The following is a 13,620-nucleotide window of genomic DNA, read 5'->3' on the forward strand; positions in this document are numbered from 1 at the left end:
AAACGAGTGGTTCCCACTACTGTGCGCAATCAACAGATTACCCTGAGTGACTGAAGGTAAACCAGAGGTCACGGAAAGTAATCGGGATTCCCAAGAACGGCTCTACAGCAGGGGCCAGCGGAAGACGCGGGCGCCGCCCTCCTCGGGCTCGTCCGGGAGGGCCTGGCTGAACACCAGCGGCTCGCCCGGCATGAGTCCCAGCTCCCGTCCGGTGACCGCGGGATCGCTGTGGATCAGCACGTTGTAGTGGTTGGGCAGGTGGCAGCCGTCGAAGCCGAGCAGCACCCCGACCCGGCGCCCGCCGATCCACACCTCGTCGCCCCGGTCCAGCACGCCGGCCGCGACGATCTCGGCGAAGCCCAGGAAGGCGACCCGGTCGATCCTGGCGCCCGCGTCGGTCTCGGTGTGGTCGGTGGCGACCAGCTCGTGCACCTCGCCGGCGCGCACGCACCGGCTGGCGTACGGTTCGAGCCGCATGCCGCGGTCCTGCCTGCGGTGCACCAGCACCTTCAGCAGGGTCCCGGTGACCGCGGTCTTGGGGCCGTCCTCGTCGGGGTTCACGCGGCACCCCGTCCCGCGCCGGCCTTCTCCAGGCGGTAGACGTCCTCGACGAAGCGCAGGGCGGGCAGGCCGCCCTCGCCGTCGGGGGTGCCGTAGCGCACCGAGCGTTCGAAGGCGGCCAGCACGCCCTCGTACTCGTGCCACAGGGAGTTCTTGAAGCCGGAGTGGCCGGCCAGCATGTCGGCGTACAGGCTGCGGCCGTCGGCCAGGCGCACCTCCAGGTCCTTGCGCTCGCCCGGGTAGGACCAGTCGAGCAGGACGCGCGCGCGGGCCGCGCCGGCGCGCAGCTCGACGTCCGCCTGCCGGTCGGCCCCCGCGGCGTCCCGGTCGACGTGCGCGGAGACGACGTGCGCCGGGCCGAGCAGCAGGTCCACCAGGTCGTAGGCGTTGGGCCCGTTGTCGGCGACGCAGCCGCCGCCGCAGCGGCGCACGTCCAGGTACCAGGAGTCGTCGCCCGCGTGGTCCTCGATGCGTTCCAGGTAGCGCACGGTCAGCTCCTCGACGCGGGCGCCCGCGCACGCCGCGCGCAGCCGTCCGACGGCGGAGTTGTAGCGCCGGTGGAAGGCGGTGAACAGCGGCACGCCCGAGCTCGCGGCCAGGTCCGTGAGCCGCCTGCCCTGCGCGGCGTCGAGGGCGAGCGGCTTCTCCACGCAGACCGGGATGCGCCGCTCCAGCGCGTCGGCGCAGACCCGGGCGTGCAGGTCGTTGGGGACGGTGACCACGACGGCGTCGGGCCGTTCCTCCTCCAGCAGCCGGACGTGGTCGCGGTAGCCGGGGACGCGGTGCCCCTCCAGGACGCGCGGATCGGTGTCGCACACCGCGGCCAGCCGCAGCCCGGACGAGCTGTGCAGGGCCGCCAGGTAGAACCGCGAGATCACGCCGAGCCCGATGACCGCGACGCGCAGCCGGGCGCTCACCGCGCCACCACCAGGGCGGGGGCGTCGAGTCCGGTGGCGGCGGCGAGGGCGGCCAGCTCGTCGTACAGGTCCGTGCCGAGCGGGACGCCCGAGCGCCGGTGTTCCTCGGCCCGGCGATGCTCGTGCCAGCCGGGATAGCTCACCGGCGAGACGGGGTCGGCGGGCGGGCAGCCGAGCAGCGCGCCGAACATCGTGGCCGCGTCGCCCTCCAGGCCCTCGCGCAACGCCCCGGGCGCGACGGCCAGGGCCAGGAAGCCGATGTCGTCGTCGCGCCCGCTCGGGCCGCCGTCGCCGTCGTGGGCGTCGGGGTGGGCGCCGAGACCCGCGCCGGACACCAGTGCGGCCAGCACCTCGACCGCCACCCCCAGCCCGAAGCCCTTGTACTGCCCGGCCTGGCCGCCCAGCCAGAGCAGGTGCGCCCGCCCTTCGTCGAACGCCGCCGCGTCGGTCACGGGAGCGCCGTCGTCGGCGGCCAGCACCCCTTCGGGCAGTTCCTCGCCGTGCCGCGCGGCCTGCCTGACCCGCCCGGTGGGCATGGCGGTGGTGCTCATGTCCAGCACGAACGGCGGGTGCCCGCCCGCGGGGGCCGCGACGCTGATCGGGTTGGTGCCCAGCATCGCCACCGCGCCGCCGGGCGGCCTGGCGATGCGCTGGCGGCCGCAGTTGCTCGCGATGACGCCGATCATGCCGTACTCGACCGCGCGCAGCGCGTGGTGCCCGGCGCAGCCGAGATGGGTGCCCCCGCGTACGGAGACCAGGCCGACGCCGTACGTCGAGGCGCGGCCCGCGGCGATCTCCATGGCCAGGCCGGCGGCCCACAGGCCCAGGGCGCGATCGGCGTCGAGCAGCACGGCCGCGCCCCGGTCGGCCAGCACGGACGGCTCGGCCAGCGGATCGACCCGCCCCTCGTCGAACAGCGGCAGGTAGAGCCGGGTCAGGTTGGCCAGGCCGTGCGAGGTCATGCCGACCAGGTCGCCGTAGCACAGCGCGGCGGCGGCCTCGCGGGCGCGTTCCGGGGCCAGGCCGCGGGTGGTGAACACGGCGGCGACGAAGTCCAGCAGGTCGTCGTGGCGCACCCGGACGGCGGCCCGCGCCGGCCGGGCGACTGCCGGGCCCGGCGGGTACGGCTGCGCGGGCGGTGCGTCCGTCGCGGGTGAGGCGGTGGGGTTCATGCTCCTCGTCCAATCCTGTCGTCGGTGAAGGCGATCATCAGCCGGGCCACGGCGGCGGCGAACCCGGCGAGTTCGGCGGCCCGCGCGAACTCCCCTTCGGCATGGGCGTTGTTGCCGGCCAGGTCGCCCGGCCCCAGGACGACCGTGCAGGCGCCCCCGACGCCCGCCATCCAGATGGCGTCGCAGGTGAACGCCGGTTCTCCGGCGGGCCAGGGCGGGATCCCGGCCCGGTCGCGCAGGAGCGCGTGGCCCCACGCGTCGCGGTCGTCGAGCACCGGCAGGCCGCGTTTGCGCCACTCCAGCCGGGTGACCGCCCTGGCGTCGCGGGCGGTCCTGGCGAACAGCGCGGTGCCGCCGAAGGCCGCCGCGAAGGCCGCGAGCCCGTCGTCCAGGGCGCGCGCGAGGTCCCGTTCCAGGCGGCGTCCGGTGGCGGGCGTGGCGTAGGGCAGGTTGAGCAGGAGGGAGCCGCGGCCGTACACCTGGTTGTGGCGGGTGCCGGTGTGCAGGCCCGCCACGCACACGGTGTCCGGGTCGAGCGCCCTGGCCAGGTGCTGGGCCAGGAAGCCGAGCAGGACCGTGGCGTTGTGCCCGGCGGCCGGGCGGTCGTCCACGGCGTGGTCGCCGTCCACCACGATCCGCGCGGTCGCGGCGGCCGTGCTGCGCGGCAGGAACCGTACGCCGGTGGGCTCGCAGAAGACGTTGAGCCGCCCGACGTAGCCGCGTTCGACGAGCGGGCGGGTGCCGAGCACGCCCATGGCCCCGCCCTCCTCGCCCGCCACGGCCTGGATCAGCACCCCGACCTCGCGCCCGATGGCCGGACGGCACGCGCGGGCCGCCCGCAGCCCGGCCAGCAGCGCGACGGCCGGGCCCTTGGCGTCGATCGCGCCGCGGCCGTGGAAGCGCTCGCCGTCGAAGCCGGCCGGTCCGCCGCCGGCGACCGTGTCGAGATGCACGTTGAACATCACCGTGCGGGACGCCGGGAGGCCGGGGCCCAGCCGCAGCACCAGACTGGGCTGGCCGTCCAGGAAGCCGGGCAGGCCGAGTGCCTCGCGCACGGGCGCGGGGACGTCGGCGCGGTCCAGCTCGGCCGGGCGCACCGAGGTGTGCCGCACGGTGCGGAAGCCGAGCGCCGCGGCGGCCCGCGCGTACTGCTCCTGGGCCTCGCGCAGCCGCGGCGGCGGCCCGGCCGGTCCGGTCTCCAGCGGGCCTGCCGTGGGCAGCCGCAGCAGCCTCAGCAGCAGGTCGCGCTCCGCCGCGTCGAGAGGCACGGCGTCAACGTCCATCGACCTGCCCCACCAGCCTTTCCAGCGCCCGCCCGTACCGGACGAACGCGGCCCGGTCGCCGGCGCCCGGGTCGTCGAGGTGGGGGCGCAGCCGCAGGTGCGGCTCGATGGACAGGGCGCCGGCGTAGCCGTGGGCGGACAGCAGGCGCAGGCACTCGGCGACGCCCGCCCGCCCCTCGCCGGGCAGCACGTAGACGACCTCGCCGCCGGGGCCGGTGACGGCGTCCTTGACGTGGACGTGCGCGACGTACGGGACGACCTCGCGCAGCATCGGGGCCGCCGGGTAGCCGTGGGCGACGCCGTTGCCGATGTCGAACAGCAGCCGCAGCGCCGGGCTGCCGATGCCGGTGACCAGGTCCAGCATGCGGTCGGCGCGGTCGCCCGCCCAGCCGGCGCAGTTCTCGTGGACCAGCAGCAGCCCGGCGTCCTCGGCCCGGCGGGCCAGCTCGCGCAGCCGGTGGCGGACCCTCCGCCCCCACTCGGGCTCGGGCAGGCCGCCCGAGGGGAAGGACATGATCCGCACCAGCCGCGTCCCCAGCACCGGGCAGCGGCGGGCCAGCACGTCGAGCTCGGCCAGGTCGAGCGCGAAGTCGCCGGTCACCGGCCGCGACCAGTCGCCGATCTTCGAGGCGACCGCGACGACCTCGGCCCGCGCCTCGCGCAACCGCCGCACCGCGCGCCGGAACGCCTGCTCGCCGAGCGCGGCGACCGGCACGCCGTCGACCGTGCGCAGCTCCAGCCGGTTCCAGCCCAGCTCCCCCACGGCGGCGAGCTGGCCGTCGAGGTCGGGGGCGGCCTCGTCGCCGATGCCGGCCAGCTCAGGAGGTGGTGCCGGCACGCGGCGCCCCCTCACGCCCCGGCTCGTGCGCCGCGCACAGGTGCTTGGCCTCGGTGAGCAGTCGCACGGCGTCGACCTGGACGGGCAGCGCGCCGGGCGAGCGGCGGGCGCGGGCGTAGCGGCGGTAGGCGGCCAGCAGGAAGGCGGGCAGGGCGTCGTCGGTGAACACCGTACGCCGTTCGCCCTCGGCCGTGGCCACCCTGAGCTGGGCGGTGTGGTCGGCGTCGCTGCACGGGTAGTGGCCGGTGAGCGTGCCGCGGTCGAAGTGCAGGGTGATGCGGCGCTCCCGTACGGGCGAGGTCAGGTCGGAGTCGATCTCCGTACGCACGCCCGAGTAGTGGTCGAGCCGCAGCCTGGCCCGTCCGAGCCGGGGCAGCCGCAGCCGTTCGGTGACCATGTCCTCCCAGGACGCCGCCGAGATCCGGCCGCCGCCGGCCAGGCTGAGCACCACGGCGAGCGCGTGCGGCATCTCGATGTCGAAGGCCGTGGTGGCGTCGGGACGCGCCGCGCTGCGGGTGAACCTGGGCTTGTTCTGCACCACCCGGATCTGCCGCAGGGGGCCGAACTCCTCGGCGCGCATCGCCGCCCGCAGCCGGCCGGTGAGCGTGCTGTCGAGCCAGTGGGTGGCGACCGTGAGATCGAGGCCCCAGCGCCGGCGCACCCGGGCCACGGCGGCCAGCCCGACCAGGTCGAGCGCGAGCGGCTTCTCCACGATGAACTTGCGGTAGCCGAGCGGCGCCAGCCGGGCCAGCATCCCGGCCCTGACGTGCGGCGGGGTGCACAGGTGCACGACGGTCCGGTCGGGCGGCGCGAGCGCGGCGGCCTCCTCGGGCGACCCGGCCGTCACCGTTCCCCGCACGCCGCCGGGCGGCAGGAGGGGGTCGAGGACGACGACCGGGTCGGGCGCCAGCAGCCCGGGGGCCGCCTCGCGCACCTTGGCCAGGGACGGCAGATGCAGCCCTGCGCCGGATCTGCCCATCCCGACGATGAATGCGTGCAACATGCTGGCGAGCGCCTCTACTCCGTCGCGTACTCGGCTTTCCGGCCCGTACTTTTCCCGCCGGAAGGACGACCTCATTGGCGCTGCCATTGTCGAATAACTTACCGTGACATGTCAATTACTTTAAGTTACGAGACGGCCCCTGACCAGGAGGGCCTGCTACCGGGACACGAGCTCGCGGAGCGCGCGGGCGATCTCGGCGGGGGACTCCTCGGCCATGAAATGTCCGCACGTGACCGTGTCGTGCCGCAGGTCGGGCGCCCAGGCCCGCCACAGCGCCGCGGCGTCGTAACCGAGGGCGGCGCCCCAGTCCTGCTGGAGCACGGTCACCGGCATGCCCAGCCGGTTGCCCGCGGCCAGGTCGGCGCGGTCGTGCTCGACGTCGATCCCGGCCGAGGCCCGGCAATCCGCCACGATCGACGGCACGGCGGCCCGGCAGGCGTCCAGGTAGGCGGCCCGAACGTCGGCCGGAATGGCCGCCGGGTCGTTGGCCCACAGGTCGAGGAAGTGGCCGAAGAAGGCGTCCGGGCTCGCGCCGATGAGCTGCTCGGGCAGGCCGGGCGGCTGGGCCATGAGGAAGAGGTGAAAGCCGACGGCGGCGGTGACGCCGCGCATGACGTCCCACATGTCGAGGGTGGGCAGAACGTCGAGGCAGGCCAGGTGGGTGATCGCGGCCGGGTGGTCGAGGCCGGCGCGGAAGGCGACCAGCGCGCCGCGGTCGTGCCCGGCCAGGGCGAAGCGCTCGTGGCCGAGCGCCGCGGCCAGGGCCACCACGTCGGCGGCCATGGTGCGCTTGGAGTAGACGTCCGGGCCGGTCTCGGCCGGCTTGTCGCTGGCGCCGTAACCGCGCAGGTCGGGGCAGATGACGGTGTGGTCCGCGGCCAGGTCGGCGGCGACGTGCCGCCACATCAGATGCGTCTGCGGGAAGCCGTGCAGCAGCACAATGGGGCTGCCCGAGCCGCCGACGGCCGCGTGCAGCGTGACGCCGTCGGCGACGGGGACGCGGCGGTGCTCGAAACCGGAGATGGTGGTCATGAGGTGCCCTCCTTCGATGGGTGACCGGGTCGATTACCAGCGTGCCGGGGGCGGATGAGCATCCGGTGAGCAGGAAGGATGGGGAGCGTGTTCGGGGTGCTGGGGCCGGTGGCGGCCTGGGACGACGAGGGTGAGCCGATCCCGCTGAAGGGGCCGCGGCACCGCGCCGTGCTGGCCCGTCTGATCGTCGCCCGGCGCCGGGTCGTCCCGGTGACGCGGCTGGTGGCGGACCTGTGGGACGATCCGCCGCCGGACGCGGTGGGCGCGGTGCGCACGTTCGTGGCCGCCCTGCGCCGGGCGCTGGAGCCCGCGCGCCCGCCGCGCGCCCCCGCCCGGCTGCTGGTCACCGAAGGGCCGGGGTACGCCCTGCGCGCCGCGCCCGACGCCGTGGACGCCTGGCGCTTCGAACAGGCCGTGACCGCCGGCCCGCCGGAACCGGCCCGGCTGACGGAGGCGCTCGGCTGGTGGCGCGGCCCGGCCTACGCCGAGTTCGCCGACGAGCACTGGGCGCGCGCCGAACGTGCCCGCCTGACCGAGCTGCGGCTGCACGCCGTCGAACGCCGGGCCGAGGCACAACTGGCGCTCGGCCGGGCCGCCGAAGCCGTCGCCGACCTGGACTCGCACGTCGCCGAGCACCCCTGGCGGGAGGACGCCTGGCGACTGCTCGCCCTCGCCCTCTACCGCACCGGACGCCAGGGGGACGCGCTGGCGGTGCTGCGCCGGGCGCGCACGCTGCTGGCCGAGCACCTCGGCGTGGACCCCGGGCCCCGGCTGCGCCGCCTGGAGTCGGACATCCTGCACCAGGACCGCGGCCTGGCCGCCCCCGCCGACGCCACGGCCCGGGTGTGGGCGCAGGCGGCCGAGGCGTACGACCGCACGGTGGGGGCCGGGGCCCGGGCGCGGCTGGAGTCGACGGTCGGCCTGCTGCGCAACCTCGCGGTGACCGGGGGCGGCGGCCTGGAGGCGGCGCGCGGCCACCGTACGGCGGCCATCGCGGCGGCCGAGGAGCTGGGCGACCCGGAGCTGACCGCCCGGGTGATCGGCGCCTACGACGTCCCGGCGATCTGGACCCGGTCGGACGACCCCGAGCAGGCGGCCCAGGTCGTCGCCGCGGCGGAACGGGCCCTGGGCGGCCTGCCGCCCGGCGCGTCCGAGGCGGCGCGGGCGCGGCTGCTGGCCACGATCGCCGTCGAGTCGCGCGGCGTCCGGTCGGCCCGCGGCCCGCTGGCCGCCGCCGAGGCCGAGCGCATCGCCCGCCGCCTCGACGACCCGGCGCTGCTGGCGTTCGCGCTCAACGGGGTGTTCATGCAGGCGTTCGAGCGGGCGGGGCTGGCCTCCTATCGGGACGGGATCGGGGCCGAGCTGGTCGCGTTGTCGTCGCGGCACGGGCTGGTCACGTACGAGGTGCTGGGGCATCTCGTGCGCGTCCAGGCGCTGGGGGCGCTCGGCGACTTCGGGGCCGCCGACCGGCACGCGGCCGCCGCCGACCGGCTGGCGGAACGGAACGAGCTGCCGCTGGTCAGCGTGTTCACCGACTGGTACCGGGTGGTGCGGAAGGCGGCCGGCGGACGGGTGCCGGCGGCCGAGGAGGAGGCGGCCTACCGGGCGGCCGCGGCCCGGCTGGACGACGTCGGCATGCCGGGGCTGGCGCGGGGGCTGCTGCCGCTCGCGCTGCTGTCCGTACGGGTGCGGCACGGCCTGCCGGTCCTGGGCGAGGCCGATCGGGGTGACGTGGAGTGGGGGCCGTACGAGCCGTGGGTGCGGCCGCTCGTTCTGCTGGCGGAGGGGCGGGGCGCGCAGGCCGCCGAGGCGGTCGGCCGGATCCCGGAGCCGCCCCCTGACCTGCTGCTGGAGGCCATGTGGTGCCTGGCCGCGAGAGCCGCCGTCGCGGTCGGCGACCGGCAGGTGGCGGACCGGGCCCGCCGGGCGCTGGCCCCCGCCGCGGCGGAGCTGGCCGGAGCGGGCAGCGGCCTGATCACGCTGGGCCCGGTCGCCGGGTTCCTCGCCGAGCTGGGGGCTTGACCCATGACCGCCGGACTGTCGGTGGCGGGCTGTTCAATGGCGGGCATGACCACGCACGCGGACAGGCGCGGGATGTTCTGGGACATGGTCGCCGGCAGGGTTCCGCTGCCGCCGGCGGCAGCGCTGCTCGGCTGGGAGCTCGTCGAGGTCGATCCGGAGGCGGGCACGATCGAGGTGGCCTTCCGGGCGGGCGAGCAGTTCGCCAATCCGGTCGGCGTGGTCCAGGGCGGCTTCCTGGCCGCGATGCTCGACGACACGCTGGGGCCCGCGCTGGTGGCCACGCTGCCGGAGGACCAGTTCGCGCCGACCCTCGACCTCCATGTGCAGTTCCTGCGTCCGGCGCGGCCCGGGCGGCTCGTCGGGCGGGGGCGCGTGGTCAGGCGGGGCAAGGACGTCTGCTTCCTCGCCGGCGAGCTCCTCGGCCCGGGCGGCGACGTCGTGGCCACGGCGACCGCGACCGTCATGGTCCGGACGATGGGCCGGCCCTGATCCGGCGCGAGGCCGGGGCCACCTCCTGTGTGAGGCGGCCCCGGCGGTGTGCCGCGTGGTTACGGCAGGGCGTCGATGACGGCGTCGCGCCAGTCGTAGTTCATCCAGTCGTAGTTGGCCCACATGCCGCCGGTGACGGCGGCGAGCTCATGTCGTCGAGCTCGCGGGCGCCGGTCTCGAAGTCGTTCATCTGGGAACGTCCCCCTCTGTCGTGGTGAATGTCGCGCACTCACGGTCGCAGGAGGCGCTTGGGGACGTCTTGGTGATCACTAGGAGCGGGCGGGGTGCCCGCTTGCGCGTCACTGAACGAGCGGCCAGGTGACGACGCAGACCGCGAGAGCGATGCCGGCGGTGACGAACCGGACGGCGCGCGGCAGGTGCGGCATGGTCGTCCAGGCCGCGGCGGGGAAGGCGAGCACGCCGCTGAGGAGGATGAGGTAGAACCCGATGGCGAAGTCGGCCGGCATGAGCAGCAGCGCCACCTGCCAGATGGCCACCAGGTACAGCGCGGCCATCAGGGTGGCCTGCCACGCCGGGCGTACGCGGAGCAGGTGCAGCAACGGCCAGGCGGCGACCAGCGCGACCCACCGGCCGTACTCCCAGGTCAGGAAGAGGTAGCCGACGCAGCCGGTGTACTCGCCGCAGTAGCGCGCCCCCAACGAGGGGATGAGGTCCGGCGTCAGGGCGGCCCATGCGAGGAGGGCGACGGTGAGGACGATCCCCGCCGCGCCGGCCAGGACCAGCCTTCTGGCCACGTTCTGCGCGGAGGGTGCGATGACCTGGGGGGCGATCATCCTTGCATCGTGACACCCGGGCGCGGCGCTGTCGACGGGTGCGGCGGGTGGGTCAGGGGAGGTTCCACTCCAGTTCGCCGTCGGCCGCCTCGGGCTTCCAGTGGCCGACGGTTCCGCCGGTCTCCAGGGCGTCGGCGGTGGCCTTCAGCAGGGCGTGGTAGGAGCGGATGCGGATCCCGCCGGGGGTGAAGCTCATGCTGTCCTCGTGGTCGGTCTCGCCGACGTCGCGACGTACGGAGTCGATCACCAGGCTGTTGCCCCCGCCGTCGGAGCCGACGGGGATCATGCGTCCGTCCCACCATTCGGTGCGGGGGTCGTCCGAGTCGTCGGTGGCGTCGATCTGGCACAGGGTGCGCCAGTGGTCGCGGATCTGGCGGATGGTCATGTTCACGTTGTCCAGGAAGCCGAAGGGCCAGGTGCCCTCGATGACGGCGGAGCCGTTGTGGCGCAGCAGCGAGGCCCGCAGGTCGTCGGGGAAGGACAGGCCCGTCTGGGCCTCGGCGACCGCGATGGTCCTCGCCCTTCCCGGCCCGCCGAGCGTGCGGTAGCTCTTGGGGGCGTTGGCCTTGAGCCAGGTCTCGATCCGCCGCCACTGCCGGTTCACCGCGCGGGTGACCTTGGGGTTGATCGCGCGTACGTGCGGCTTGGCCGTCCGTGGACGGCAGTCGGCGTCGACGGCCTCCTGGGCGAGAGGCGGTTCCTGGGACTCGGCGCGCTGCTGGTCGGCCGGTTCGAGGGCCGGGGACCACTCGCGGTCCGGCTCCGCGCCGGAATCCACCTGCCACTGCGGTTCCGTGGCGCAGCCGACGCCGGCGTCCGCGTACACCTGGGCGCAGGGCAGGTAATCGGCCTCGGTCGCGGCGTCTCCTCCCTTGGAGAACACCGCCGACTCCAGGACCTGCGCGCCCCCGGCCAGCAGGACGACCGCCGATGCCACCACGGCCCAGCGGTTCAGCCGCCGCCGGGTGGGGCTGTCGAGGGGCTGCCGCTCCGCGAGGAAGGCGGCGACGGCGGGGTGGTCGAAGAAGCCGGCCGGTCTGGTGGCGTAGCGCTCGATGTCCGCCTTCGTCGGCGTGCCGAGGATCGGGACGGGCGGCCACGGCGGCGGGGCGTCCCGCTCGGGAGGCGGTCCTTGCGGAGCCGGACGCTCGCCGGGCAGGGCGGGGTACGGCGTTCGCGAGCGACGGACGAACACGACCGCCGCCACCGCCACGGCCGCCGCCGCGAGCGCCCACCACAAGCCCCGAGAGGTGATCATCCGCCGCACCTGCGGCACAGTACCGGAAGGCACCGACATGCCCGGAGAAATCACTCCAAATGGTTCGGCGCTGAGGACGCCGGACGCGTCAGAGCCAGTGCCAGGTGACCCCGGCCTCCCGGGCGGCGCCGGTCAGCCACTCCTCGAAGGCGGCCGCGCCGGCGGCCTTCAGCGTGGCCGCGTCCGCCACGGCCTCCTGCCGTTCGACGACCAGGCCGGTCAGGAAGCCCTCTTCGTAGGGGACCGGACCGGCGGCGCCACCGGCCGGCACTTCCCGCAGCGGTACGGGCAGCTCGCCCGCCCACGTCCGGGCCCTGGTCAGCCGCAGGTCCCAGCGACCGGCGAGCGGCCCGTCGAGCTCGGCCGCCTCGACCGGGTCGTCCGACAGCACCCAGGCCGCCCGTACCTGGGCGAACCGGTCACGATGGCGGTCGAGGTACGCCGGAGCCAGCTCGGCCCGCTTCCGGGCGCGGAACCGCTGGTCCTTGGCGGTCATGGTCATGTGGTCGTGGAACGCCTCGGCGCTCATGCCCATCCCGTCCAGCCACTCCATCATGGTGTCGTGGCCGAGCAGGCCGCGCCGCCTGCGGAACCCGTCCGCGGCGGCCTGGACGTCGGCCAGGCCGACCTCCTCCTGCTGGGCGGCGTTGCGCAGCACGCAGAACCGGACCAGCTCCTCCTGCGGCGACATCCCGGGACGCGCCAGCGAACGCAGCATGAGCATCGCCTCGGACACCGACACGTGCGTCCCGTCCACGGTCAGCACGTAACCGGCGGCCCAGTGGGTCGAGTGGTCGACCAGCCAGGACGTGCCGTCCTCGGCCTGCACGCCGAGCATGATGGTGCCGCCCGACGGGTGGTCGAGCAGCAGGTCGTAGTCGACGACCGGCGAGCCGGGACGCGGGGTGGTCACCAGCTGGGCCCCGAGCCGCGGGTGCGCCTGGGCCCAGGCGGCGGCGGTGCGGCGGGCCTCCTCCACGGCCGAACGCCGGCGGGTCAGCCCGTGCAGCAGGTTCACGCCGCTTTCCAGGGCCGGCCCGAGGGAGAGCTGAGTCATTGCGCGTCCGTTTCTCCGGCGGTCAGCCAGTCGGCGACGGCGTCGCTGATGGGCAGGCCGGTCAGGTCTTCGATCCAGGCCCACTGGCCGTTGGGGTTGATCTCCAGGAAGACGTACTGCCCGTCGGGGGTGAGGATGAGGTCGATCGCGCCGAAGGACAGGCCGAGCGCCGCGACCAGGTCGGCGCAGCGGCGGGCGACGTCGTCCGGCAGGCGGTGCACGCTGTGGCGGGCGCGGGCGAAGTCGTAGTGACGCCAGTCGTCGCGGGTGCGCGGCGAGTCCTGGGAGGCGATCTCGGCGGTGAACACCTGCCGTCCGACCACGGTGACCCGCAGCTCCACCGCCTTGGGCACGTACGGCTGGAGGATGACCGGCTCGTGGACGATCCGCCCCCGGCCGCCGAGCGACCGCCGGGTGACCACGGTCGTGTAGACGGCGTGCGCGCCGCCGTCGATCTCGAACAGGGTGTGCTCCATCGCCTTGGCGATCAGCCGCCCGTTCGCGTGTTCGTAGGCGGGCACCAGCTCGGCCGGGTCGTTGGTGATCACCGTCCGGGGCACGGCGAAGCCCAGCCGCCGGGCCAGGGCCAGGTGGACCAGCTTGTTGTGCGCCCTGCGCAGCACCGGTTGGCGGGCCGGCAGCCAGCGCGCGTCCAGCAGGTCCCAGAAGCCGTCGGTGAACCACTCCGACAGCTCGCCCACCCGCGCCCGGAGGTCGTCCGCGGTGACGTCGTCCGCGGCGCGCGGGCGTCCGGGGCGCCGGGTCCAGACGGCCGTCGTGCCGGAGAGGTCGAAGATCTGCCCGTCCCTGGTCAGGACCAGTTCCTCACCGTCCGCGCCGAAGCGCGCGGTCAGCCGGGCGGCGGACGGGTACTCGCCCGGATCCCACCACAGGACGTCCGCGCCCCGGGCCTTCAGCTTGGGCAGCACCAGGTCGACGGTCGCGTCGCCGGGCTCGCTCAGAATCAGTAGCACGTGTCCCCCCAGCCGCGCGGGAGGAGAGCGGGCTCCCCTCCCACGCGACCGCGAATCGTCTCTATCAGTAGTCGGAGACCCAGTCGGTGGGCGGGTTCCCGTTGGTGCCGTAGCAGCGCTGCATCGGCATGCCGCCCGCGACGAGGCCGAGATCGGCCTCCTCGATCACCGCCAGTTCGTCACCCAGATCGTCCAGACTCACGATCTTCTTGCTCATGGT

Annotated in this window: 14 protein-coding genes; 2 read left to right on the forward strand and 12 right to left on the reverse strand. The window is 75.0% G+C overall.

Annotated elements, in window-relative coordinates; translation table 11 throughout:
- Positions 1-102 precede the first annotated feature (102 nt).
- From ACWEJ6_RS41175 to ACWEJ6_RS41205, 7 genes are all read right to left on the reverse strand, one after another.
- Positions 103-561, reverse strand: a complete 459-nt coding sequence (locus ACWEJ6_RS41175) for a DUF6917 domain-containing protein (RefSeq protein WP_387676792.1) — start codon at positions 559-561, stop codon at positions 103-105.
- The gene (locus tag ACWEJ6_RS41180; protein ID WP_452431051.1) at positions 558-1,478 is read right to left on the reverse strand and encodes a Gfo/Idh/MocA family protein; all 921 of its coding nucleotides are present in this window, start codon (positions 1,476-1,478) and stop codon (positions 558-560) included. Before ACWEJ6_RS41180 ends, ACWEJ6_RS41175 begins: the two co-directional genes overlap by 4 nt.
- Entirely contained in the window at positions 1,475-2,650 is a 1,176-nt protein-coding gene (locus ACWEJ6_RS41185) for an Ldh family oxidoreductase (RefSeq protein ID WP_452431052.1), read from the reverse strand. The genes ACWEJ6_RS41180 and ACWEJ6_RS41185 overlap by 4 nt, the downstream gene beginning before the upstream one ends.
- Complete coding sequence (locus tag ACWEJ6_RS41190; RefSeq protein ID WP_358300936.1) at positions 2,647-3,933, reverse strand: M20/M25/M40 family metallo-hydrolase; 1,287 nt, start codon at positions 3,931-3,933, stop codon at positions 2,647-2,649. The genes ACWEJ6_RS41185 and ACWEJ6_RS41190 overlap by 4 nt, the downstream gene beginning before the upstream one ends.
- On the reverse strand, positions 3,923-4,771 hold the full coding sequence (locus ACWEJ6_RS41195; RefSeq protein ID WP_452431053.1) for a sugar phosphate isomerase/epimerase family protein: 849 nt from the start codon (positions 4,769-4,771) through the stop codon (positions 3,923-3,925). Before ACWEJ6_RS41195 ends, ACWEJ6_RS41190 begins: the two co-directional genes overlap by 11 nt.
- A complete protein-coding gene (locus ACWEJ6_RS41200; RefSeq protein WP_452431054.1) occupies positions 4,752-5,774 on the reverse strand; it encodes an oxidoreductase in 1,023 nt (340 codons plus the stop codon). Before ACWEJ6_RS41200 ends, ACWEJ6_RS41195 begins: the two co-directional genes overlap by 20 nt.
- A 156-nt stretch (positions 5,775-5,930) precedes the next feature.
- Positions 5,931-6,806: an alpha/beta fold hydrolase gene (locus ACWEJ6_RS41205; protein WP_452431055.1), complete on the reverse strand. Its 876-nt coding sequence runs from the start codon at positions 6,804-6,806 to the stop codon at positions 5,931-5,933.
- 78 nt (positions 6,807-6,884) lie between these two features.
- On the opposite strand from ACWEJ6_RS41205, the gene ACWEJ6_RS41210 reads away from it, so the two are divergent.
- Both ACWEJ6_RS41210 and ACWEJ6_RS41215 read left to right on the forward strand, forming a co-directional pair.
- On the forward strand, positions 6,885-8,828 hold the full coding sequence (locus tag ACWEJ6_RS41210; protein WP_452431056.1) for a BTAD domain-containing putative transcriptional regulator: 1,944 nt from the start codon (positions 6,885-6,887) through the stop codon (positions 8,826-8,828).
- Between the two features lie 45 nt (positions 8,829-8,873).
- Positions 8,874-9,317: a PaaI family thioesterase gene (locus tag ACWEJ6_RS41215; RefSeq protein WP_452431057.1), complete on the forward strand. Its 444-nt coding sequence runs from the start codon at positions 8,874-8,876 to the stop codon at positions 9,315-9,317.
- 299 nt (positions 9,318-9,616) lie between these two features.
- On the opposite strand, the gene ACWEJ6_RS41220 is transcribed toward ACWEJ6_RS41215, so the two are convergent.
- The 5 genes from ACWEJ6_RS41220 to ACWEJ6_RS41240 all read right to left on the reverse strand — a co-directional run bounded on the left by ACWEJ6_RS41220 (position 9,617) and on the right by ACWEJ6_RS41240 (position 13,617).
- Positions 9,617-10,111 (reverse strand): hypothetical protein, encoded by a 495-nt coding sequence (locus ACWEJ6_RS41220; RefSeq protein WP_452431058.1) that lies wholly within the window; start codon positions 10,109-10,111, stop codon positions 9,617-9,619.
- A 52-nt stretch (positions 10,112-10,163) separates the two neighbouring features.
- Complete coding sequence (locus ACWEJ6_RS41225; protein ID WP_452431059.1) at positions 10,164-11,369, reverse strand: SMI1/KNR4 family protein; 1,206 nt, start codon at positions 11,367-11,369, stop codon at positions 10,164-10,166.
- 88 nt (positions 11,370-11,457) lie between these two features.
- Complete coding sequence (locus tag ACWEJ6_RS41230; protein ID WP_452431060.1) at positions 11,458-12,426, reverse strand: TIGR04500 family putative peptide maturation system protein; 969 nt, start codon at positions 12,424-12,426, stop codon at positions 11,458-11,460.
- A complete protein-coding gene (locus tag ACWEJ6_RS41235; RefSeq protein WP_452431061.1) occupies positions 12,423-13,400 on the reverse strand; it encodes an MvdC/MvdD family ATP grasp protein in 978 nt (325 codons plus the stop codon). The genes ACWEJ6_RS41230 and ACWEJ6_RS41235 overlap by 4 nt, the downstream gene beginning before the upstream one ends.
- Positions 13,401-13,464: 64 nt before the next feature.
- On the reverse strand, positions 13,465-13,617 hold the full coding sequence (locus ACWEJ6_RS41240) for a hypothetical protein (protein WP_352322127.1): 153 nt from the start codon (positions 13,615-13,617) through the stop codon (positions 13,465-13,467).
- Positions 13,618-13,620 lie beyond the last annotated feature (3 nt).

The organism is Nonomuraea sp. NPDC004702 (genome assembly GCF_053601695.1).

What these genes read in the sequence shown, in the direction of transcription:
- ACWEJ6_RS41185 (WP_452431052.1), bottom strand. Translation starts at nt 2,650, where the DNA reads ATGAACCCCACCGCCTCACCCGCGACGGACGCACCGCCCGCGCAGCCG.
- ACWEJ6_RS41190 (WP_358300936.1), bottom strand. Translation starts at nt 3,933, where the DNA reads ATGGACGTTGACGCCGTGCCTCTCGACGCGGCGGAGCGCGACCTGCTG.
- ACWEJ6_RS41200 (WP_452431054.1), bottom strand. Translation starts at nt 5,774, where the DNA reads ATGTTGCACGCATTCATCGTCGGGATGGGCAGATCCGGCGCAGGGCTG.
- ACWEJ6_RS41205 (WP_452431055.1), bottom strand. Translation starts at nt 6,806, where the DNA reads ATGACCACCATCTCCGGTTTCGAGCACCGCCGCGTCCCCGTCGCCGAC.
- ACWEJ6_RS41210 (WP_452431056.1), top strand. Translation starts at nt 6,885, where the DNA reads ATGGGGAGCGTGTTCGGGGTGCTGGGGCCGGTGGCGGCCTGGGACGAC.
- ACWEJ6_RS41215 (WP_452431057.1), top strand. Translation starts at nt 8,874, where the DNA reads ATGACCACGCACGCGGACAGGCGCGGGATGTTCTGGGACATGGTCGCC.
- ACWEJ6_RS41220 (WP_452431058.1), bottom strand. Translation starts at nt 10,111, where the DNA reads ATGATCGCCCCCCAGGTCATCGCACCCTCCGCGCAGAACGTGGCCAGA.
- ACWEJ6_RS41225 (WP_452431059.1), bottom strand. Translation starts at nt 11,369, where the DNA reads ATGATCACCTCTCGGGGCTTGTGGTGGGCGCTCGCGGCGGCGGCCGTG.
- ACWEJ6_RS41230 (WP_452431060.1), bottom strand. Translation starts at nt 12,426, where the DNA reads ATGACTCAGCTCTCCCTCGGGCCGGCCCTGGAAAGCGGCGTGAACCTG.
- ACWEJ6_RS41240 (WP_352322127.1), bottom strand. Translation starts at nt 13,617, where the DNA reads ATGAGCAAGAAGATCGTGAGTCTGGACGATCTGGGTGACGAACTGGCG.